Source organism: Winogradskyella sp. 266wxhm (genome assembly GCF_058964685.1).
On sequence record NZ_CM179559.1, the window covers coordinates 1,257,506 to 1,279,435 of the forward strand.

Annotated in this window: 19 protein-coding genes; 3 read left to right on the plus strand and 16 right to left on the minus strand. The window is 35.2% G+C overall.

Translation table 11 applies throughout. The annotated features are described in order from the left end of the window. Genes AC2H4K_RS05550 through AC2H4K_RS05560 form a run of 3 tightly spaced genes read right to left on the minus strand, consistent with a single transcriptional unit; the run spans position 1 to position 7,376 of the window. The gene (locus AC2H4K_RS05550; protein ID WP_493742955.1) at positions 1-1,518 is read right to left on the minus strand and encodes a T9SS type B sorting domain-containing protein; all 1,518 of its coding nucleotides are present in this window, start codon (positions 1,516-1,518) and stop codon (positions 1-3) included. Then, the gene (locus tag AC2H4K_RS05555; protein WP_493742956.1) at positions 1,406-2,527 is read right to left on the minus strand and encodes an FIDD domain-containing protein; all 1,122 of its coding nucleotides are present in this window, start codon (positions 2,525-2,527) and stop codon (positions 1,406-1,408) included. Before AC2H4K_RS05555 ends, AC2H4K_RS05550 begins: the two co-directional genes overlap by 113 nt. After that, positions 2,508-7,376 carry an FIDD domain-containing protein gene (locus AC2H4K_RS05560; RefSeq protein ID WP_493742957.1) on the minus strand — a complete coding sequence of 1,623 codons (4,869 nt, stop codon included), beginning with the start codon at positions 7,374-7,376 and terminating at the stop codon, positions 2,508-2,510. The genes AC2H4K_RS05555 and AC2H4K_RS05560 overlap by 20 nt, the downstream gene beginning before the upstream one ends. 184 nt (positions 7,377-7,560) lie before the next feature. Here AC2H4K_RS05560 and AC2H4K_RS05565 point away from each other — a divergent pair, with 184 nt between their 5' ends. The 3 genes from AC2H4K_RS05565 (at position 7,561) to AC2H4K_RS05575 (ending at position 10,231) form a co-directional block, all read left to right on the plus strand. Next, positions 7,561-8,460 carry a NifU family protein gene (locus AC2H4K_RS05565; RefSeq protein WP_281140289.1) on the plus strand — a complete coding sequence of 300 codons (900 nt, stop codon included), beginning with the start codon at positions 7,561-7,563 and terminating at the stop codon, positions 8,458-8,460. Positions 8,461-8,598: 138 nt separating this feature from the next. Continuing rightward, positions 8,599-9,276, plus strand: coding sequence for a hypothetical protein (locus AC2H4K_RS05570; RefSeq protein WP_281140290.1), 678 nt, complete (start codon positions 8,599-8,601; stop codon positions 9,274-9,276). 109 nt (positions 9,277-9,385) lie between these two features. Continuing rightward, positions 9,386-10,231: a mechanosensitive ion channel family protein gene (locus tag AC2H4K_RS05575; RefSeq protein WP_281140291.1), complete on the plus strand. Its 846-nt coding sequence runs from the start codon at positions 9,386-9,388 to the stop codon at positions 10,229-10,231. On the opposite strand, the gene tsaB is transcribed toward AC2H4K_RS05575, so the two are convergent. The 13 genes from tsaB to AC2H4K_RS05640 all read right to left on the minus strand — a co-directional run bounded on the left by tsaB (position 10,228) and on the right by AC2H4K_RS05640 (position 21,909). After that, positions 10,228-10,899: a tRNA (adenosine(37)-N6)-threonylcarbamoyltransferase complex dimerization subunit type 1 TsaB gene (gene tsaB / locus AC2H4K_RS05580; RefSeq protein WP_281140292.1), complete on the minus strand. Its 672-nt coding sequence runs from the start codon at positions 10,897-10,899 to the stop codon at positions 10,228-10,230. The genes AC2H4K_RS05575 and tsaB overlap by 4 nt on opposite strands. A gap of 9 nt (positions 10,900-10,908) precedes the next feature. Further along, on the minus strand, positions 10,909-12,210 hold the full coding sequence (locus AC2H4K_RS05585; protein WP_281140293.1) for an efflux RND transporter periplasmic adaptor subunit: 1,302 nt from the start codon (positions 12,208-12,210) through the stop codon (positions 10,909-10,911). Positions 12,211-12,217: 7 nt separating this feature from the next. Beyond that, complete coding sequence (locus tag AC2H4K_RS05590) at positions 12,218-13,558, minus strand: TolC family protein (RefSeq protein ID WP_281140294.1); 1,341 nt, start codon at positions 13,556-13,558, stop codon at positions 12,218-12,220. A 52-nt stretch (positions 13,559-13,610) separates the two neighbouring features. Beyond that, complete coding sequence (locus AC2H4K_RS05595) at positions 13,611-14,771, minus strand: efflux RND transporter periplasmic adaptor subunit (protein ID WP_281140295.1); 1,161 nt, start codon at positions 14,769-14,771, stop codon at positions 13,611-13,613. Between the two features lie 23 nt (positions 14,772-14,794). Further along, complete coding sequence (locus tag AC2H4K_RS05600; RefSeq protein ID WP_281140567.1) at positions 14,795-16,054, minus strand: ABC transporter permease; 1,260 nt, start codon at positions 16,052-16,054, stop codon at positions 14,795-14,797. Between the two features lies 1 nt (position 16,055). Next, positions 16,056-17,306: an ABC transporter permease gene (locus tag AC2H4K_RS05605; RefSeq protein ID WP_281140296.1), complete on the minus strand. Its 1,251-nt coding sequence runs from the start codon at positions 17,304-17,306 to the stop codon at positions 16,056-16,058. Further along, complete coding sequence (locus tag AC2H4K_RS05610; RefSeq protein ID WP_281140297.1) at positions 17,299-18,000, minus strand: ABC transporter ATP-binding protein; 702 nt, start codon at positions 17,998-18,000, stop codon at positions 17,299-17,301. Before AC2H4K_RS05610 ends, AC2H4K_RS05605 begins: the two co-directional genes overlap by 8 nt. A 128-nt stretch (positions 18,001-18,128) precedes the next feature. Next, positions 18,129-18,359 (minus strand): hypothetical protein, encoded by a 231-nt coding sequence (locus tag AC2H4K_RS05615; RefSeq protein WP_493742958.1) that lies wholly within the window; start codon positions 18,357-18,359, stop codon positions 18,129-18,131. A gap of 1 nt (position 18,360) precedes the next feature. Continuing rightward, positions 18,361-18,906, minus strand: coding sequence for a DUF420 domain-containing protein (locus AC2H4K_RS05620; RefSeq protein WP_281140299.1), 546 nt, complete (start codon positions 18,904-18,906; stop codon positions 18,361-18,363). A gap of 2 nt (positions 18,907-18,908) precedes the next feature. After that, a complete protein-coding gene (locus AC2H4K_RS05625; RefSeq protein WP_493742959.1) occupies positions 18,909-19,658 on the minus strand; it encodes an SCO family protein in 750 nt (249 codons plus the stop codon). Then, positions 19,651-20,370 carry a hypothetical protein gene (locus tag AC2H4K_RS05630; RefSeq protein WP_493742960.1) on the minus strand — a complete coding sequence of 240 codons (720 nt, stop codon included), beginning with the start codon at positions 20,368-20,370 and terminating at the stop codon, positions 19,651-19,653. Before AC2H4K_RS05630 ends, AC2H4K_RS05625 begins: the two co-directional genes overlap by 8 nt. A gap of 68 nt (positions 20,371-20,438) precedes the next feature. Next, on the minus strand, positions 20,439-20,885 hold the full coding sequence (locus AC2H4K_RS05635) for a cytochrome C oxidase subunit IV family protein (protein ID WP_281140302.1): 447 nt from the start codon (positions 20,883-20,885) through the stop codon (positions 20,439-20,441). 22 nt (positions 20,886-20,907) lie between these two features. Beyond that, a complete protein-coding gene (locus tag AC2H4K_RS05640) occupies positions 20,908-21,909 on the minus strand; it encodes a cytochrome c oxidase subunit 3 (protein ID WP_281140303.1) in 1,002 nt (333 codons plus the stop codon). Positions 21,910-21,930 lie beyond the last annotated feature (21 nt).

Below are 21,930 nucleotides of genomic sequence, written 5' to 3' on the forward strand. Positions count from 1 at the left end.
TTATCGTTTCAAGGTAAAATGGGCTTTAAATTCTTTAGGTTCGTTTGTTGTTGGTTCGACATATTCCACGGTGAACCAATAATCGCTACTCGGCATTAGGTTCCCATTAAAGGTACCGTCCCAACCAGATCCCGAAGGACTGATCTGCTTAATCAACTTCCCGTAGCGGTCAAATATATAAATTTTTGCGCTACTATCAATGTTGATAATGTTCCAAGTATCGTTATAACCATCATCGTTTGGTGTAAAGTACTTTGGATAGTCTATTATAGGAACCAATATTGTTGCCGTTCCACAACCCATCTTGTCTCTTGCTGTGACATAATGGTCACCTGGTGACACATTGCTAAACACACCGCTATCCTGCCAAGGTCCTCCGTCCATACTGTACTCGTACTCACTGATTCCTGTTGCCAATACCTCTATAACGTTATTATCTACAAAAGCTTGTGTCTGGGATATCAATTCCAAACTAGGTGGTGCACTTTCTATTACAATAGTACTATCGTTGTTAACACAGCCTGTTGCTATATTAACTACTATTACACTATAGGTACCTCCTTGACCTGGCATCATGCTAGATCCGGTTTCACCTGCAATAACAGCACCCTCATAGCTCCACTCAAAGGTATACTCCGTGTCCGACAAGTAAGTGTCTATCACTAATGGATCTAATATCTCTGTTCCATTGGTATCGATACACAATGTATAGCTATCATCTAAATCAAACAGTGGTAACGGGTTTACCTGTAGGGTCAACGGTGCTACTGCATAACAAATTGAACTATCTTCTTGGTTATCGAACTCTCCATCATTGTTGAGGTCCACAAAGTCTGCAATACCATCTCCATTGGTATCTATCTCATTGATAAGACCATCACCTGTAGTGTCTGTAGCATCAGAGATGCCATCACCATTGATATCCACTAAGTCGTAGATACCATCATTATCAGTGTCGTAAGTATCCGGCGTTCCATCTCCATCAAAATCTAGTGTGCTTCGGTTAGTTAGTGCCGCTAAATCCAGATTTATAACACCTACTACCATAGTATTGTTGTCTACCCTTGCATAAATGATCTGAGGGTTTACGATGTTTTCGTAAAGCGTAGGTAACGGATTGATATTTAAGTTTGCATCAGCGGCGCTTGCGTAATAGCTTACAATGTAGCTATCTGCATCCTGACCGTCAAGTACAAAAGCATCTTGTGTAGATAGATCGAACTGCACACTATCATTACTAGGATCTCCATCGGTCTCCATATTGTCATCACACTCCTCGTACACTATATCTACCATATCCGAGTTAGCCTCTGCTCCTTCATGTACTTCCAAATAAAAACTCTGTGTACTGATAGAACAGCCTGTTACATTATTGGTAATGGTCACAAAGATCTGTTGTGGGCTACTAGTATTTGTATATGGACTTACTAAAGCGTTTATACCATCTTGTGCATCTACCAGACTTTCGTGATAGGTCACTATAAATTGTGATGGATCCTGACCATTCCAGTACTTCATCGTTCTTACTCGTTAGATCAAAACTATCAATACCATCGGTATTAAGTTCACATTGTATAAAGTCCGTCACGGCTACTACTTCTGGTAATGGGTTCACACGGATGGTAAAGTCTACTATCGTAAAACAACCTGTTGCATCCTTGGTCACTCTTACATAGATCTCTTGCTCTGGTGTCTCTATATTCGTATATGCTGCTGGATCAGCTATCGCATCTGTTGCTGCGAAGGCATCATCATAGCTCTCATAATAAGTTGCCGTAACCCCATCTTCACTGTTTAATATCAGGTCTTCACGCTCTGTAAGATCAAAAGCTTCTACTCCGTCTCCTGTATTTACATCATCACATAGCTCTAGATCTGGCAGATCCTCACTTGGTGTTGGTGTTGGGTTTGGTAATACGCGTATCGTTAAAGTGGTATAGTCTACACACCCTGTATCCGTATCGGTTACAACAACGTAAAGGGTCTGTGGGTTTGCTACAGCTCCTCCTACAGAGGTATTGGTATACTGTGTAGGGTCAGCTATAACATTGTCCTGTAACAAGGCATCTGTAAAGGTCTCGTAATAGCTTACTGACCAACTTGCATTGCCGCCTGTGATCTCTGAATCTTTTACCGTTAGGTCAAATACCGTAACTTCATCCCCTTCTTCTCCAAAGTCATCACATAGGCTCAACTGGGTTGGCTGTACCGCTACTGGTGGCAGTTCTACTTGTAGATCGAACATGCCCGTATCCTGACAACCTGTGGTTGGATTATATAGTCTTACATAAATAGTCTGTGGATTGCTCGTGTTTGTATAGTTACCTACATTAATAATAGGATTGTTACCATTTTCTGCATCTGCCGCACTGGTATGATAGGTCAGTACAACTTCCGTTGGATCTTGTGTTCCCAAGATTTCATCATCCTTGGTTGTCAGGTCAAACTGTGCTATACCGTCATCATCACCATCACATATAATGTAAGGCTCTATATCCAATGGCACTTCAGGGTGCTGGTAGCACAATTAGTTCCAAAGTGTTCAGTGTTAAACTGTAACAACCTGTTATAGTGTTCTCTGAACGCACATAAATCATCTGACTGTCCGGTACAATATTCGTATAAAGTCCTGTGATTGCATTATTGCCTTGATTCGCTTCTGCCAAGGTCTCATGGTAGGTAATTACAATATCATCCTCTCCGTTGGTGATCTCTACCGTACGGATCTCTAGATCGAACTCTGCAAAACCGTCATTGTCATCGTCACAGACCTCTATCGGTGTTGGATCTGGTTCTGGGGAAGGGATCGGGTTTACTCTTAAGGTTACCGTTACCGTATTATAACAACCCGTAACATCATTCTCTGCTCTTACAAATATGGTTTGTGCATTACTAGTATTTACATATGGGCTCGTAATCGGGCTTGTCTCATTCTCAGCATCTGCTTGATTCTCGTAATAGGTCAACGTTATACCAGTCTGACCGTTTAGGATTTCTGCATTAGCTTCTTCCAAAATAAAAGCTTCTTGCTCATCTCCTGGATTATTAACATCACAAAGCTCTAATGGTGATGGTGTTACCAGTACTGGCAATGGGTTAACGATAAGTTCTAAGGTTGTAAGCTTATAACAGCCCTCTACAGTTGACGTGTCCTCTACTCTCACCCATAGAATCTGAGTAAAAGCCTCTGTATTAGTATAAGCGTTAGGATTTCCTATTGGGTTGTTGCCCAATTCAGCATTGTTTTCATTCTCATAATAGCTGACAATATATTGTGCTGGGTCTTGCCCATTAAGAATTTCTTCGTTCTTCGTTGTTAAGTTGAAGATAGCAAAACCATCGGCAGAAATATCATCGCACACTTCCAATGGTGTTGGTGTTACCAACTGTGGTGTTGGCTCTACAATAAGTTGAAGTGCTACTATCGTGGCACAGTTTGTAGCTATCGTGGCACTTTCCACTCTTGCATAGAGCATCTGAGTATTGACAACTATATTGTTATATAGGGTGGTATTTGTTATGGCATCTACGTTGTTCTCGGCGTTGACCAAAGTCTCATGGTAGCTTACCGTCAATCCCGATGCTCCTCCTGTAATCTCATTGTCAACAGTCGTCAAATCGAATACACCAAAACCATCGTTGTCCGGATCACAATAGCGTAACGGTTCTGGGTCAAAAGCCTCTGGTGCCTGTTGCACAATCAGTTCCATTGTTGTGGTATCGTAACAGCCTGTTGTGGTATCCTCTACAAGCACGATTATGATTTGGTTGTTACTGTTATTCGTGTAAAGTGTCGGCAATGGGTTTGTCTGTGTCTGAGCATCTCCCATGTTCTCATAATAGCTTACCGAATAATTAGGATTACCACCTGTGATCTCGGTATTCTTTACACTAAGATCCATCTCTGTGATACCATCTGGTGTACCGTCGTCACAGACCTCTAGTGGTGTTGGATCTATCAATGCTGGCAATGGGTTTACCACCAAGTCAAAGGTTGTACTGGATGTACAGCCTGTATTGGTATTGGTTAGTACAGCTATAATCTCTTGTGGGTTGCCTGTATTATTAGGATACAATGCTGTTATGGCATTGCCCGCATCTACATCGGCTTGGCTCTCATAGTACGCTACCGTAACGTTTACTTGTCCATTAAGAATCTCGGCGTCCTTGGTCGGTAGGTCGAAAAGCTCTATCTCGTCTCCTGGATTATCATAGTCACAAAGCTCATATGGTGTTACCGTTACCGTTGTTGGTATTGGGTTCACGATCAATTGAAGTGTTGTCGTTGCGTAACAGCCTGTTGTCGCATTTTCTATACGTACGTATATTTCTTGAGCATCTGGATCTGTATTGGTGAAATTACTTGGTAATGGTGCGTCACCTGTCTCTGCATCACCTGGATTGGCATGGTAGCTCACCACCATTCCTGTTTGTGCACCAATCACTTCGGCGTCACGTAAAGTTAGATCGAACTCTGCAAAGCCGTCGTTATCGTCATCACAGACCTCTAATGGTGTCGTAGGGTTGGCTATCGGGTTTTCTAACACTTCCAGATTCAAAACCCCTACATTGTAACAGTTCGTTGTAGTGTTGACTAAACGCACATAGATGGTCTCGTCGGTTCCTATATAGCCGTCGAAGATCTCGTCGGTGTCTATATCCGCTCCTACTGGTGTACTATGGTAGGATAGCTCAACTCCTGTTTGACCGTTCAATAACTCATCAGTCTTAGTACTCAATGGGAAACTTACATAGTTATCCGTGTCGTCGTCACACACTTGTAATGGCGGAACGACAGTTATCTCTGGTAATGGGTTTACCGTTAGCACAAAGCTCGTAGTACCGTAACAGTCTGGATAAGCTGGATCTTCTACCCTTACATAGATAGTCTCTTGGTCTGATCCTGTATAGTTACTCGGTAATGCTGATTGGTTAGCTTCTGCATCTGCCTGGCTCGCGTGGAAACTCACAGTATATATTGCTGGGTCTTGACCTCCCAATATATCTGCCTCTTGACTGCTAAGGTCAAAATCCGCAACTCCATCGTTGCTGATATCGTCACATAACTCCATACCTGCTGGCTCGTTGGCTATCGCTCTTGGATTCACTATAAGCTCGAAAAGTGGATTTACAGTCGCATTATAACAATCTGGGTCGTTGACGTTCTCTACTCTTACGTAGATTGGCTCAGGGTTACCTACATTGGTATAGAGATCTGGAAGCACTCCTGTTCCAGCATCCGCATCGGCAAAACTCAAGTGGTAGGTGACGTTGAAATCAGTCGATGGCTGAACACCCAAAATACCCAAGTCCTGTAAGCTCAAATCAAACTCCTCTACCCCATCATTACTATCGTCATCACATAACTCCAAATTAGCTACTGGATTAATCGTTGGTTGGTCTGTGACTACTATATCAAATTGTCCGGTTTCGTAGCAAAAATCTGTTGTATCGGCTATACGAACCCATATAGTTTGAGGGTTCGATATATTTGTATAATTTATTGATAACTCATTTAAGTTATCAATTGCATCTTGTTGGGTTGGATGGTAACTAACTACAAACTCACCTGGATCTTGTCCATCAAGAACAAGACTAGTGTTTTGAGATAAATCAAATTCAGCTGTATCACTCCCTCCTAATTCGCATAAATATAAATTTTGTGGTGTACCTATAGTTGGATTTGATCTAAATTCAATTTCTATTGGATCAGCCGAACCTTGACAAACTCCCGATAAATCAAAATCAACACGATATATTCCGCTTTCTGTTACTGTATAAATTGATGATGTCTCTCCTGGAATTTCTACATCATCTTTATACCAAGTATGAACTGCCGTAGTTAAACCTGTATCTAAAATTACATCATCTCCTAAACATCCCGCTGTTCCATTTGCTATAGTTATGTCATCACCTAAGTTACCTCCTAAGTCAAAACTACCAGCTTTTAAAAACACACCACTATCCCAAGAGCTATCTCTATCATCTGCTATAACTAACTTTATAGTATATTGCTCTCCTGGAATTACAGCAGATTGAGCGGTAAAAACAGTAGTTCTTCCATCATATGAAATAGGTGGTCCATTATTTGGAGTATAACCACCGAAATATTGAGCATTTGCCGCACCACAAGAGCCATTCGCTTGATGTATGTTTGTTACTGTTATTGGTGTATTTGTTCCTGGTAGTACAGCTAAATTGGTAGTTACACCATTAGAGTCTGTTAAGAAGAAAGCAAAAGCATCTGAATAATTACATTCAAAAGACCCACCATTATATTCTTCTGAGGCCATTAAAAAATCAAAACTTATACTATTTGCTAATGGCACAAAATCAAACTGAATGTATGTTGCATCATTTGTATTTGTTACCCCTGGTAAATTATCCAAATCTGGATCACCTGGCCAAGCACCATCACTTACGACACCACCTGAATTTGGCCCTTCAGCCGAACTAGCATCGCTAGAAGCCAATAGTACACCTTCTGCGAAAGGAAAATTAACCCCATCACTAATAAAATACCCTATACCGTTATGAGGTGTTCCAAAATCAATACCTGTAGACGATATTATATTAGATACTGTAGCACATGGACTATCAATAAGAATATCCTCAATTAATTGTGCTGCTGTATATGAATCTTCATCGACAACAATATTTGGACCTAAAACAAATACTGTTATAGTTTCTGTAGCTGTACATCCTTGTGGATTGTTATCCGTAACAGTTAGTGTAACAAAATAAGTCCCAGGCGCAGTAAAAGTATTAGAGACATCATTTCCTGATGCTGTATTTCCATCACCAAAATTCCAGCTATAAGTAGCATCTGTATCATCATCAGAAAAAGTTGCACTTCCTGAGAAGTCTACGGTATCTCCTGGTAGAACACTTACTACCCCTGAAGCGTTAGGTTCTGGAGTTGTACTGTCTATTGAAGCTACAATATCCTGACATGGGTATCCACATAATATCTCTGCTGCCCAACCTGTCGTATTTCCTGAGTCATTTGAAGTAAACGATATTGTTATACAACCAGAAGCATTACTATCACTTGAAGATATAAAACCTGGAGCAAATGCCCCTGTATATGTACCAATTACCGGAGCTGAAGTATCATCTCCATCATATATAGTCATTACATCCTGATTTAGCTGTGTACTAAACTCATAAAAATCAAGAATAATAAATTCATCTGCATTTTGAGGACAAATGGTCGTTGTATAGTTTTCATCATTAGCATAATTGCCAAACTCACCTCCACTATCATAAAAAATATCTGGAGCACAACGGTTAAACGTTCCATTTTCCATTAAAACATCTTGGGAAAACCCCATAGATGTCACCAATAAAATTAAAATATAGAGGACTTTTTTCATAGCTAGTTAGTTTCAATCAAACCACCAATGAAACCTTGAATACAAATCAGTGCCCCATTGATTTTTTTTTCAAAGGACGAAATTTAATGAAATAAAATGAATTGCTTTAAGAATTCTGATATAAAACATATTAAAAGGATGAAAGTTTCCAATCCTTATTTCATATTTTTGCAAATAAAAAAATATGTTAACGAAAATATCCATAGTTCCTACTTCAAACAACACAATTTTAAAATTTGAAGCAGACAAATTTCTTACAAATCATAACAGCTTTGAATTCAACAATATAGACGAAGCAAAGCATTCACCCTTAGCACAACAATTATTTTATCTTCCTTTTGTAAAAAAGGTCTATATAGCCTCTAATTTTGTTGCTATTGAACGTTATAATATAGTTGAATGGAAAGATGTTCAAGATGAAGTCGCCAAACAAATTGAAGACTATCTCTCAAAAGGTGGCATTGTAGTTACTGAAGAAGCCAGCAAACCAAAAGCCTCAGTAACCGTCTATGCTGAAAGTACACCTAACCCAAGTGTGTTAAAATTTGTTTTCAATAAAGTGTTGGTTCCTAACCTATACGAGTTTACTTCTATTGAAGAGGCTAAACCTTCCCCATTAGCTACTGCCTTATTTCAATTTCCATTTGTAAAGAATGTTTATATGGAAAAGAATTTTATTTCAGTAACTAAATATGATATTGTTGAATGGGAAGAAGTCACACTTCAAATCAGAGAATTTTTAAAATCTTATGTTGAAGAAGGAAAAACAATATTAAATGATGATGCACCTAAGCAACTCAATAAAACAGAAGCTGCAATTGAAGAAAAATTTGAGCTTTTAGATGACACATCAAAAAACATTGTAAACATTTTAGAAGAATACGTAAAACCTGCCGTTGAAAGTGATGGTGGAAATATAGAGTTCAAATCTTATAATGAGAACACTAAAAAGGTGGAAGTTTTACTTCAAGGTGCCTGTAGCGGATGTCCTTCTTCTACTTTTACATTAAAAAATGGTATAGAAAACATGCTTAAGGACATGCTTAATGACAATTTTATAACTGTAGACGCTATAAATGGTTAATTAATCCTTAATTATCTGCTAGTTATATTTTTTTTTAATCAAATTATTTATATTTGACTTTTAAGCATTAGGAAGTGTTATTCGGCATAATTTTTGATGTACTTAATAAAATTATTTTTAATAAAAAACTGAAAACGTATGACTTACCAAAAATTAAAAACAACGATTAGTGTAATTTTACTAATATTAATTCAAAATATTTACAGCCAGAATATGGATTTTGCTTCAGAACAAGGTCTTATAGCTAGATCTAGAAGTAGAATTGTTGATGCTGAAGGATCTCCATATGTTAATGATGATTTTAAAATGTTAAAAATCGATGGCTTCAATGTTGTTTTCCAAGGTCGTTATAATGCTTATTATGACGAAATGGAAATAAAGTTATCTGATGACAAAATCGTTTCTTTAGGCAATAACAGTGAGTATGTTGTCACTTTTAGTTCTGATGACAAGACATATAAAACATACAACATTAGCAATGATAAAGATATATCGAAGCGTTCATTCTTAGTTGTACTTGAGGAAACTGAAAATTACTCTATTTTAAAAAAGGAAAGCGTAAAATTTTATAGTAAAATAGAATCTCGCTCTTCTTATCAAAGTGAAATTCCTGCTAAATTCAAAAGAGAAGATGACCAATATTTTGTAAAGTATGACAACAAAGTGGTTTCATTACCTCAGAAAAAGAAAGATTTTTTAGATACATTTCCTGAACACTCTTCTAAACTTAAAAGCTACATCAAAGACAATAAGCTTAAATTAAAACATGAAGAAGATTTAGTTAAATTAACACAGTATTTAATTACATTAAAATAAATACACTATAGCTGATTTATATCAAATTAATTGATTTATAATCACAAATATTAATAACTCGGCCAACAAAACTTAGCCGAGTTTTATTTTTATATTAAACACATAAGAAATGGATACACAAAAATGGATTGATGCTGGCTATAATTTAGTTGTGGAATATACACCTAAGATTATTGCAGCAATACTAATATGGATTATTGGTAATTGGCTTATTGGAATTCTTTCAAAAATAATTGTAAAAGCCATGAACAAGGCTGATTATGAGATAAGCCTAAAATTGTTTTTATCAAACCTTATAAAATGGTCACTAAAAATTATGCTGACTATTGTAGTGTTAGGAACTCTAGGTATAGAGACTACCACATTTGCTGCTGTTATTGCTGCTGGTGGTTTAGCTATAGGCTTAGCCCTGCAAGGCTCTTTAGCTAATTTTGCAGGTGGTGTATTAATATTACTGCTAAAACCATTTAAAGTAGGTGACTGGATTTCTGCTCAGGGAGTAGATGGTAGTGTAAAGGAAATCTCAATTTTTAACACTAAGATTATTACGTTTGGTAATCAAGAAGCCATAATACCTAATGGTAAACTATCTAATGATAATATTATCAATTATACATCTCAAGGTATAAGACGTGAAAATCTGACCTTTGGAATCGGTTATGATGACAACATAAAAGAAGCAAAGGATATTTTACTTAACCTAATAAATGAACAAGAAACGGTTATAAAAGAAGAAGACAAACTTCCAATGATAGCTGTAGGTGAACTTGGCGACAGTTCTGTAAACATTATATTAAGATATTGGGCTAAGAATGAAGATTTTTGGGCTATACGTTGGTATACGCTTGAAGAAGGAAAAGCTAGATTAGAAGCTGCAGGAATCTCAATACCATTCCCTCAAAGAGATGTTCATCATTACAATTTAGAGAAATTTGAAACTGGTAAAAAAGACTAAGATTTTTTCTTTAAAGCAACAAAATCCTTTAAATAATAAGGCTCAAAATAGGCGACATCTTCGGTGTCGCTTTTTTTGTATTTAATTTCAGAAAGTTTTGCCATTTCTTTAGCTGAAGGTAATTGTCCTTCAACAAAAACTGCATTAGGATGTTGAATAAGCGTCTTTGTCTTTTCTACACCATTACCAATAAAATATACTTTTGACTTCTCTAAGAGTTCCTTAAAACTTTCTTTATTTAGAATTTCGGCTTTAATTTCTCTAGCTAATTTTAAATTCGAATTATAAATAGCCGAATACACCTCCATTCTTCTTGCGTCTAGCATAGGCACAATAAAGCCATCATTAGATGTAATTTGATTGGCTAAAGCTTCTAAAGTATCAGTAGCTATTAATGGTTTATTTAAAGCAAAACACAGCCCTTTGGCAGTTGACACACCAATTCGTAATCCGGTATAAGAGCCTGGACCTTTACTCACGGCAATTGCATCTATAGCTGAAGGTTCAATTTTAGCTTCTTTAAAAACATTATCTATAAATACGTGTAACGTTTCAGCATGTGAATAACCAGAAGAATTATCCTCTTTTAAAACCAAAATCTCTCCATCTTTAGATAGAGAGACTGAGCAATTTGTGGTTGCTGTTTCTATATTTAGAATAATAGCCATTCTATAAATTTATTCTTCTTTACTTTCTGATGCTCTGGATGATTTATTTTGAACCTCCAAAAGATCACCAGGATTTAATGTTTTGGAAACTACATTGTAAGGTCCTGTGATAATTTTATCATCCTCTGTGAGGCCTGATGTAATTTCAATATTTGTATCGTCCTGAATACCTGTCTTAACCACTTTTAATTTTGCCTTACCATTAGCTTCTACAAAAACACATTCAAACTTTTCTTCTTCAGAACTGATTGAATCATCTTCAAATTCAGACTTACCAAAAGGTTTTTTAACTGAGCTTGTATCTGTTTTAATAACAATTGCACTAATTGGCACAGCAATAGCATTTTTTCTTTGGTTTGTAATAATATCTACTGTAGCAGTCATACCTGGTCTAAAAGGTGAATATGTTTCAGGTTTACCTTCGGTTAAGTCTTTATAGGATTCTTCAAGAATTCTAACTTTAACTTTAAAGTTTGTTACCTGATCTGCTGTTAAAGAGCCTTCAGCAGAATTGGCAATTTCAGTAACAACACCTTTAAACTCTTTCTTTAAGTAAGCATCTACTTCAACTATTGTAGAATCACCAATTTCGACTTTTACAATATCATTTTCATTGACATCTACCTCAACCTCCATATTTTTAAGGTTAGCTACACGTAAAATTTCCGTACCTGCCATTTGCTGTGTCCCAACAACACGCTCACCTTTTTCTACACTCAATAATGAGATGGTTCCGCTCATTGGCGCATAGATTGTAGTTCGGCTTAAATTATCTTTTGCTTCATTAACTGTTGCTGCCGCACTTTGTACATTGTAATACGCTGAACTTTTACTCGCTACAGCAGTTTCATAGGCCGCAATTGATCGGTCCCAATCAGCCTTAGAGATTACACCCTTATCAAAAAGTGATTTATTTCTTTCATAATCTGCTTTTGCTTGTTTTAAATTTGCTTCGGCTTGTTCTAAACCAGCTCTAACATTTTGATATGATGCTTGAGAACGATTAACAGCAGACTGAATTAAATCTGGGTTTATCCTAACTAACAAATCTCCTTCTTTAACTTCTTGCCCTTCTTTGAATGGTAAATCTAAAATTTCACCAGATACTTCTGATGATATTTTAACCTCAACCTCTGGTTGAATTTTACCTGTAGCAGAAACAGTCTCTACAATATCTTGAAGTGTTACCTCTTTAACAGTAACGGATTTAAAATTACCTTTTTTGCCGAACCATCCCATTTTAGATCCAGCCACCAAAAGGACAAGGACTATAACAACGACACCGATAATAATTTTTACTGTTTTACTCATTTTTTTATTAGTTTAAATCTGTAATTGGAAGCCCAAAGTAGAATTCTAATATTTTCAGTCTAAAAATATAATCATATTTGGTACGAACCACATCAGATTGAGAGTTCTCGTACGCAGTTCTAGATTGGTTAAAGTCAAATGCATTAGATAAACCTACATCATAACGTTCTTTAGCATATTCAAATGCTAAACGCCTAGCTTCTTCCGTTTTTAATGCAGCTTCATAAGCTTTCTTAGAATTCTTTGCATCATTATAGGCCTGATACACTGTAGATTCTAAATCTAGCTGAGTCTGTTCTAATTGGTATTTCTGACGCTCTATGGCAACTTTACTTCTTTCAACATTATTTCTTACACTAAAACCATTAAATATAGGTACACTTAATTGAAGTCCGATAGAAGTACCGTCAAATATGTATAATTGATCAATAAATGCAATATCTTCACCTGTAAAAGGATTTGTTTGTGTACTTGCCCAACGTGTGCTATACTGAACAAAACCAGATAATGAAGGTGAGTAATTAGATCTGCTTATTTCTAAATCTTTTTGTGCTATATCTAAATTTGCTTGAGCTATTCGAACATCGTTAACTTCTTCTTTTGCTTTTTCAGCAATTTCAAATGGAGTTTTATCTAAAATATCTGCACCTATCAAACCATAATCTTCATCAACAATATCAAAATTGAGATAATCTTTTAGCTGTAATGTTTGTGCCAAACCTATTTTTGAAATTATTAATGCATTCTCAGCATTTATAATTTGTTGTTCCTGAGTTGCATCTGTTGCCTGAATTTCTAATAAGTCACCACGTGGCAACACGCCTGCATCAACTAACTCTTGTGTATTTTTTATGTTTTCTTTGGTAACTGCATTTTGAGCTCTTAGGACTCTTAACTGCTCTCTATTAGCAAGTATTTGTAAAAATGAATTTGCTACAAAAAGAGAGGTATCATCTTTCATTTTATCCAGACTATATTGCGAAGCTATCTGATTTAACTTTGTTCTTTGCAATGTTTTCCAATTAGCCAATCCATTAAAAATATTGATACCTGAACTTATAGAACCATTAGCAGATTCAAAAGTACTATTCTCAAATTGGTTGGTAGCTGGGTTTACGTTAGCACCTGTATTACTTCCCAAACTGGCATTAGCATTCAGCGTTGGCAAAAAGTTACCAATTGCATCTTTTTTAGCAATATCTGCCAAATGTAAATCTAACTCACTCTGCTTTATGGAGATGTTATTCTCTAGAGCATAATTAACGCATTCTAAGAGCGTCCATTTTTTATCTTGAGCGTGCAGGTTTATAGCTGTAAAAACTAATACTATGCAAATTATTTTTTTCATAACTAAACTATATGTCTTTATAAATTTCAAAGTGTTACAAAATTTTAAAAAATTACTGTTGCGCATATTTTGGCACACCTTGAACTTGGTTCCAAACCTTTATTTTATCGTCTTTAGTTATACCATTTTTTACTTCAACGAAAATACCATCGCTTATGCCTAACTCAACCTCTTTTCTTTTGAATTCTTGATCACCTACTACAACCTCTACAAAAGGCTCTTTAGTCTTTTCATCATATTGCACTAAAGCCTCTTTAATAGCTAATACCTTTTCTGCTTTTTCTAAAATAATGGAAGCATTAGCACTTAGACCAGCTCTAATAAAAGTTGAATCCATTTTCTTAAGTGAACCTTTGATTTCAAATTGAATCGCACCATTTTCGGCAACACCTTTTGGAGCGATGTAATCTAAAGTAGCATCAAATTTTTTGTCTTCTATAGCACCAACAGTAATTTCAAGAGGTAAACCTTCCTTAATTTTACCTACTTCGCTTTCATCAACTTTACCTTCAAAAATCATTTTAGTAACGTCTGCAAGTGACGCAATTGATGTTCCTTCATTAAAATTATTGGCTTCAATAACCTGATTACCAACTTCTACAGGAACATCTAAAACCATTCCTGATACAGTTGCTCTTACTTGTGTTTGAGCTATAGTACCTAAGCCTGAAGTCGTTCCTGTTTTTATGATATCATAATTTTGACGCGACTGAGTAAGATTAATTCTAGATTGCTCTACTTGTTGCTTTGCTTGTAAATAAGTATTGCTTACCTGATCGAAATCATTTGCTGAAATCACACCTTTATCAAATAATGCTTTTTGACGATCGTAAATAGCTTTTTGAGTTTTGAAATTAATTTCTGCGGTTTGCAAAGCAGTTTGATTGGATGCAATACTGTTTTTTGCACTAGTAAGGTTAGATACATTTGGTATTACTCTAATCTGTGCAATTAAATCACCTGATTCAACGTACTCTCCTGCTTCAATAAAGATTTCCTCAATAACTCCTGAGATATTAGGTTTGATCAAAATTTCCTCTTTTGGCACAATACTACCAGTTGCTACAGTTTTCACCATAATGGTTTCTTCAGTTGGCGACTCGGAAGTATAAGTTATAGGATCTTCCTGATTTTTTTGCCACAGATAAAATAATGACACCCCAAATACAAGTACTATGGAAATGAGTATAATTATTGTTGTTGTTCTTTTCATGATTTATGATTGATATAAAATATTTATTCGATTCGTAAAGCGTCTACGGGTTTCATTTTTGTTGCACTATTGGCAGGAATAAGACCTGCTAAAACACCTGAGACCACTAATATTATTAAAGCTGTAAATACCACTTGCATACTTACACTTGGATTTGCAAAATTTTTTACTTCACCCGCATTGTCTAAAATGACATTCAGTATCCATATAAAAAAGGAGGCAAAGGAAACCCCTAACATACCTGATAAAATTGTTAATACTAAACTCTCTTGTAAAATTTGACTTTTTATCATCCAAGGAGACGCTCCTAATGCTCTCCGTACACCTATTTCTTTTGTTCGTTCCTTTACTACTATGAGCATAATATTATTGATACCTATAATACCCGACAATAATACTAAGGCACCTACAAAATATCCCACAAAGGATAAAATTGTAAACAATCCATTAATCCGACCAAATCTTTCTGACAAATCAAAATGACCTATAGCCCTTTCATCTGTTGGGTCTACTTTATGTCTAAACTTCATAAGGTCAAAAACCTGTTGTTTAATTGATGTTATTGTAACATCATCTTCCGCAGTTATAGCCATCCAACCCACATTATCACCTCTATTAAATGCTTGACCAAAAGTTGTAAAAGGTATATAAATTGTACTAGCATCTTGTTCGTCATCACCTTGACTATTGCTCATTTTAAAAGTACCAACTACCATAAAGTTAACACCATTAATTTTTATATAAGTACCTAGTATATCTTCATCCTTATCATACATCCCTTTGACAACACCTGTACCTATGACACAAATTTTTCGTTTTGTTTGAATATCAGAATAACTTATAAAACGGCCTTGAAGAATATCCATTGGTTGTTGTTTTATATATTCTGGATAGTCACCATAAATTTCAAAAGCACCTGTTTTTGTACCTCTGATAACATTATTTGCACCTCTAAATCCACCTAATTGATTTCTAGGTGACACATATTTAATATTTGGAATTTGGGATTTTATAGCGGCTACATCATCTATTTTATAATTAAAATAGCGCCCTTTTGGTAACCCTTTATAGGGTTTAGAAGTACCTTGTGTCCACATGAACATAGAATTAGTTGCAAAATCACCAAAACCTGCAGTCACACCTTTTTTTAAACCATTGGTAAGAGCTAATAATGCTACAAAAATGAATATTCCCCAGGATACTCCTATTGCTGTTAAAAAAGTTCTAAGCTTATTAGAATTTAAAGCCTCTAATATTTCGCTCCATCTGTCTTTAGAAAAAATATTATTCATCCCTTAAAGCTATTATTGGTTTAATTCTTGCTGCTCGGTAGGCAGGAATAAAACCTGCAATACCTCCTGCTAAAACAAGTAAAAAAACAGAAGTCAATGCAGTATTGAAATCTACCTGAGGATATCTTATAAAGTCTGTCATTTCTTCTATATATGGACCAAAAATCTCAAGTGTGGCCAAACCAAAAATCAAACCGAAGAGCCCTGCAAACATAGTCACAAAAACCGCTTCTTGTAATACCATACTCACAATAGAACTTGGTAATGCGCCTAAAGCTTTCCTTATTCCTATTTCTTTTGTACGCTCCTTAACTATAATTAGCATAATATTACCAACGCCAACAATTCCTGCAACTAGAGTAAATATTCCTATAAACCAAAATACCGCTTGTATAATTGCGATTAACGAATATATCTCTTCTGCCTGTTCTAAAGTATTATTTACTCTGACCGCACTTGTGTCATCTGGCGAAACAGTATGAATTTCCTTAATCTTTTGCTCCATTCCTTGCGCAATAGCATTAGATACTGCAACAGCTTCATCAAAGTTTTTAGCCATTTTCACAGTGAAAGACATATTTCTAATATTCTCTCCCGCATTAAATATTTTTTGAGCTGTACTTACAGGAATGTAAACCTGACTTTCTTCGCGATCTCCACCTGGATCATAAAAAACACCAACAACTTTGAAATTCATTCCAAAGATTTGAATGTTCTTGTTTATAGGATCTTCACCTTTAAAAAGATCAACTTTCATTTTGTTACCTATAACAGCAACCTTTTTGCTTTCCTCTAAATCAGATTCGTTGATAAAACGACCAGAGCCTATATCTGCATTTTCAATAAACTGGTTATCTGGCAAGGTACCTCTAATGCGATAATCTCCAGTTTCATTATTATAAGATACAGTTCCACCCCAAATCATATAATCTTTGGAACGGTATTCAAAATAATCATCGTATTGATTTTCGATAGCTTCAAATGTTGAATTTTTCATCTGAATGTATCTTCCTGGGTTTAAGCCTTTATAACCTTTGGTGGTTACACCTGTCCAAACTGAAATTTTATTTGTAGCATCTTGTTCAAATTCCGACTTCACACCATTTTCTATACCTTTACTTATACCAAGAAGTGCTACAAGAATAAATATCCCTGAAGCTACTGAAAGGCCAGTTAAGAAAGTACGTAATTTGTTTTTACGTAGTGTTTCGAATATTTCTTGCCAACGCTCTAAATCAAACATGTGCTGATGCCCTTACTTGTTCCACCTTACTATCATCGATAATAAGACCGTCTTTTAGATTTACAATACGCTTAGTCATATGCGCAATATCATCCTCATGAGTTACAACCAGAATGGTTTTACCTTCGTCATTAATTCCTTGAATAAGCTCCATAACTTCATACGATGTTTTGGTATCTAAAGCTCCCGTTGGCTCATCTGCCAACAATACTTTTGGATCACTTGCCAAAGCTCTTGCTATAGCAACTCTCTGTTTTTGACCACCAGATAATTCACTCGGTAAATGATGTGACCAGTTTGCAAGCCCTACTTTTTCAAGATAATGCATGGCTCTTTCTGTACGCTCTTTTCTTTTAATGCCTTTGTAGTATAATGGCATAGAAACATTATCTAACGCACTCTTGTAATTGATAAGATTGAAGGATTGAAAAATAAAGCCTAAAAATTCATTTCTGTATTTTGCCGCTATTTTTTCATTAAGATTTTTGATTGGCACATTATCTAAGATGTATTGCCCTTCGTCTGCCTCATCTAACATACCAAGAATATTAAGTAATGTAGATTTACCAGAACCTGAAGACCCCATTATAGACACAAGTTCACCTTCTTCTACTTCGAAATTAATACCTTTAAGTACATGAAGCGAGTTACTGCCCATGTGATAAGATTTGTGTAAATCTTTAATCTTAATCATAGTAAAATAGCGTTAGAGGCTACAATTTTAAAAAAATATTAACCTTTTTTATCCCAAGGAAGTGTTAATAGATTCCTTGATTAACTCTAAATAAGACTCTTAAAGTGAAGAATTGTTACAACTAAAAATTAGTTAGTTTTAGGTTTTCTCGATTTGTTGTAAGACCTGTAAACTATATACCCTATTACCGCTACTAAAATGTAGGGAACAGCCATTAAAAACATAATACCGTCATTGATACCTCTTGCTGGAGATTGACTTTCTCCACTTTCCAAAACTGCCCTACACATAGCACATTGTGCGCTTGACTGAAAAGTAACGTAGAATGTAAAAAGTATAAAGAGGACCTGCTTTTTCATATTATGAATAATATGGTGAAATCATGAGATAAACAACCACACCTGTTATAGCCACATACAACCACATTGGAAAAGTGATTTTAGCTATTTTTCTGTGACGCTCAATATTATTGGTAATTGCTCTCACATAAGTGATAAGTACAAATGGTATAATAACTATAGAAAGCAAGATGTGAGTAATTAATATGAAGTAATAAATATATTTTACAAAACCTTCACCACCAAATTTAGTAGAATCGCTCGTCATATGATAAGCTACATACATCACTAAAAAAGCTACGGACAACATAATAGCAAACTTCATTAAACGCTCATGAAGTTGTACTTTTTTATTTTTGATAGCTACAACTGCAATAATTAATACCACTGCTGTTAATCCATTAATAGCAGCATAAATAGGTGGCAAAAAAGTTAATGGTTCTACATCAAAACCTAGTTTTCTAAGGTTTACTCCAAACAATATCGCTACAGCAAGTGGAATAATAATAGAAAGCGCAACAATCCACTTGTTGTATTTTTTTTCTTTATCTAAATCTACTGAACTCATAATTATTCTTCTAAAAGTTTAGCAATGTCTTCTTTTAAGATTGTAATTTCCTGAGGAATTCCGTCTTCATCTACACCAATGGCTTCAGGAATTAATCCATTATAAAAGATTAAAGGGTTTCCAAACTCATCTCTACGAGAACGAATGTAACCTTCCTTATCAATCAATGCAAAGTTACCAGAATGCTCAAAACCACCTTCAACAGTTTCGTCTTTAGCTGTGTAAAGATTAAATCCTTCATTAGCTAATTTATATATAGCGTCTTCATCACCTGTCATTAGGTTCCAGTTGGGATTTTTAATACCATAATGGTCTGCATAGGCTTTCAATACTTCTGGAGTATCAATATCTGGAGTAATAGAAAATGAAGCTACGCCGAAGTTTTCAAAATCTTCAAAGTGATTCTGAACTTCAACTAAATTTTTATTCATAATCGGACAAATAGTTGGGCAAGTCGTAAAGAAAAACTCTACCACATAAACTTTACCTATATAATCGGCATTTGTAACTATTTCTCCATCTTGGTTAGTAAAACTAAACGAAGGGACTTTTTTAGGCTTTCCATTAATCTCTAAATAGGCTAAATCACTTTTACCTTTTTTAGCATCTTTAGAAATATCCTCGCTTCGACTTTCATCTCTTGTTACATCATCCGAACTAACTCTATCTATAATTTTAGGAATGAAAATAATCCCGAAAACTAGAATTATGAAGGCTATACCTACATAGGAATAATTTGTTTTCTTACTCATTGGTTTGTTTTAAATCGTTAGCTCTCCTCGTACTAGAATCTTCAAATTTGCCTTTACGTTTTTGACGATATTCTGTAAATAAGATTCTTATATCGTCATTCATCATATTCTTAATTTGAGCAACTTCTATTGTATTATATGAATACACACTGTATGGAGGTTTATTAGCTTCTATTTCTTTTTCCTCTCTACCATCTATTCTTCCTCGCTGACTTAAATCTTTATCTATTATAAATACATTTTCAGTAGACAAATCATCATCTAATTGACTATTGGACTTTAGACTATGGTACAACATTTTTATTTCGCCTTCCGTACCGAAAACATAATGCCAATACTTTAGTTCTTCATAAGAACTTATTTCTTTTTGAAGTTTAGTCACCTCCTCTTCAGTTCCTTCTGGAACCACAATGATGACCTGAAATTTTTTAAAACCTTTGAATTTATCGTAAACTAATTCTTTAAGGTTTGAAGCTGCTATACTATTTTTTAATGGAGAATTACCAAAAAAGCCTAGAATGGTAATATGATCTTTTAGAATTACCCCTTCTGAATCTATTGTTTGAAAGCTTTCAATATCAGAAACGTTTTCATTCACAATATTAAGGGGTTCATAATTGTGCTTTGCTGGATAAAGCATCAACAAAAAAGCCACTGGTAAAAAGAATAAAATCCCTAATACAATATTGCGCTTTCTTTGACTTGCTTCCATAATGCAAAAATAAAAAAGGCGGTTTAGAAAAACCACCTTTTAATATCATTTAACGTAAAAAATTACGATTAAAAATCTCTTTTTATTAACGCGTCTTCAGCATTATATACACTAAAAACGTAACCACCTTCCTGTAATAGGATGAAGATTAAATAACAGATTAGAAATACTCCTGTCCAAACTACAGCACGTCTTAAGTTTGCAGTTTCATCTCTCATGTGCATGAAATCCCAAGTAATATAATACGCTTTAACTATTGTTAAAAGTATAAAGATGAGATTCAAAGGTTTCATATATACAAAAGGTGACAATATCATATTTGCTAGAGTAGCAAAAAAGCCACCCTCAACAGGATCTATCCAAGTACTCATTAAGAATTCTGGTTTGTAAATACCAAGAACAACTTCAATTGCCGTAACAAATGTTAAGAACGCTAAAACTCCCCAAATTTTTTGAGTATTAGATTTAAACTTCCAACGTCCTCTGAATATTTCTAATTTATGTTCGTGTGCCATAATTATAAATCTTATTAATCTTTTATACTAAGTAGAAGAATGTAAATACAAATACCCAAACTAAATCTACAAAGTGCCAGTATAAACCAACTTTTTCAACCATTTCATAACTTTTTCTACGCTCGTAAGTACCTAATACGACGTTGAAGAAAATTATGATATTGATAACCACACCAGAAAATACGTGGAAACCGTGGAAACCTGTTATGAAGAAAAAGAAATCAGCAAATAGTGAAGTACCATATTCATTAACTTGTAGGTTAGCACCTTTTACTACCAACTTACCATTTTCTTTAATTTGCTTTAAAGACTCGTCTCTAGTTAGTATTGTCTTTTCACCTTCTTCGTTTATGATTTGTGTTCTAACTAAAATATTTTCGTTAGCTGCTAAACCATTATATATTTCATCTACAGTGTAAGGTGGTAATGATCCTTCACCCACAAACCAAAGTCCGTTTTTGCGTTCGTGTTGTGCCCTTTCACCAGCTTGAACTGCTGCAAAATCATCAATTGAAATTCTTTTGAATTTTTCCTTACCGTCTACAGTAACATATTCACCAAACTGTAAAATGTTTCCACCTTTAGTTTGTACAGCGCCATAATCACCTTGAATGAAAGTTGCCCATTCCCAAGCTTGAGATCCCACGAATATTAAACCACCAATAATGGTTAAAAACATGTAAAGTGTAACCTTAGCTTTGTTTAAATGGTGTCCTGCATCAACAGCTAAGACCATTGTTACAGAAGACATGATAAGAATAAAGGTCATGAACGCTACATAAATCATTGGTAGCTCTTGACCGTGTAGAAAAGGTACGTGAGTAAATACCTCATCTGCGATTGGCCATTCTTTGATAAATTTAAATCTTGAAAAACCATAAGCGGCTAAGAAGCCGGAAAATGTTAATGCGTCTGATAAAATGAAGAACCACATCATCATTTTTCCATAACTTGCCTTTAGAGGTTCATTACCTCCTCCCCAAGTTTTGCCTTCTGTACCAGTACTAACTACTGTAGAATCCATAGAAATTGTTTAAATTTTAAG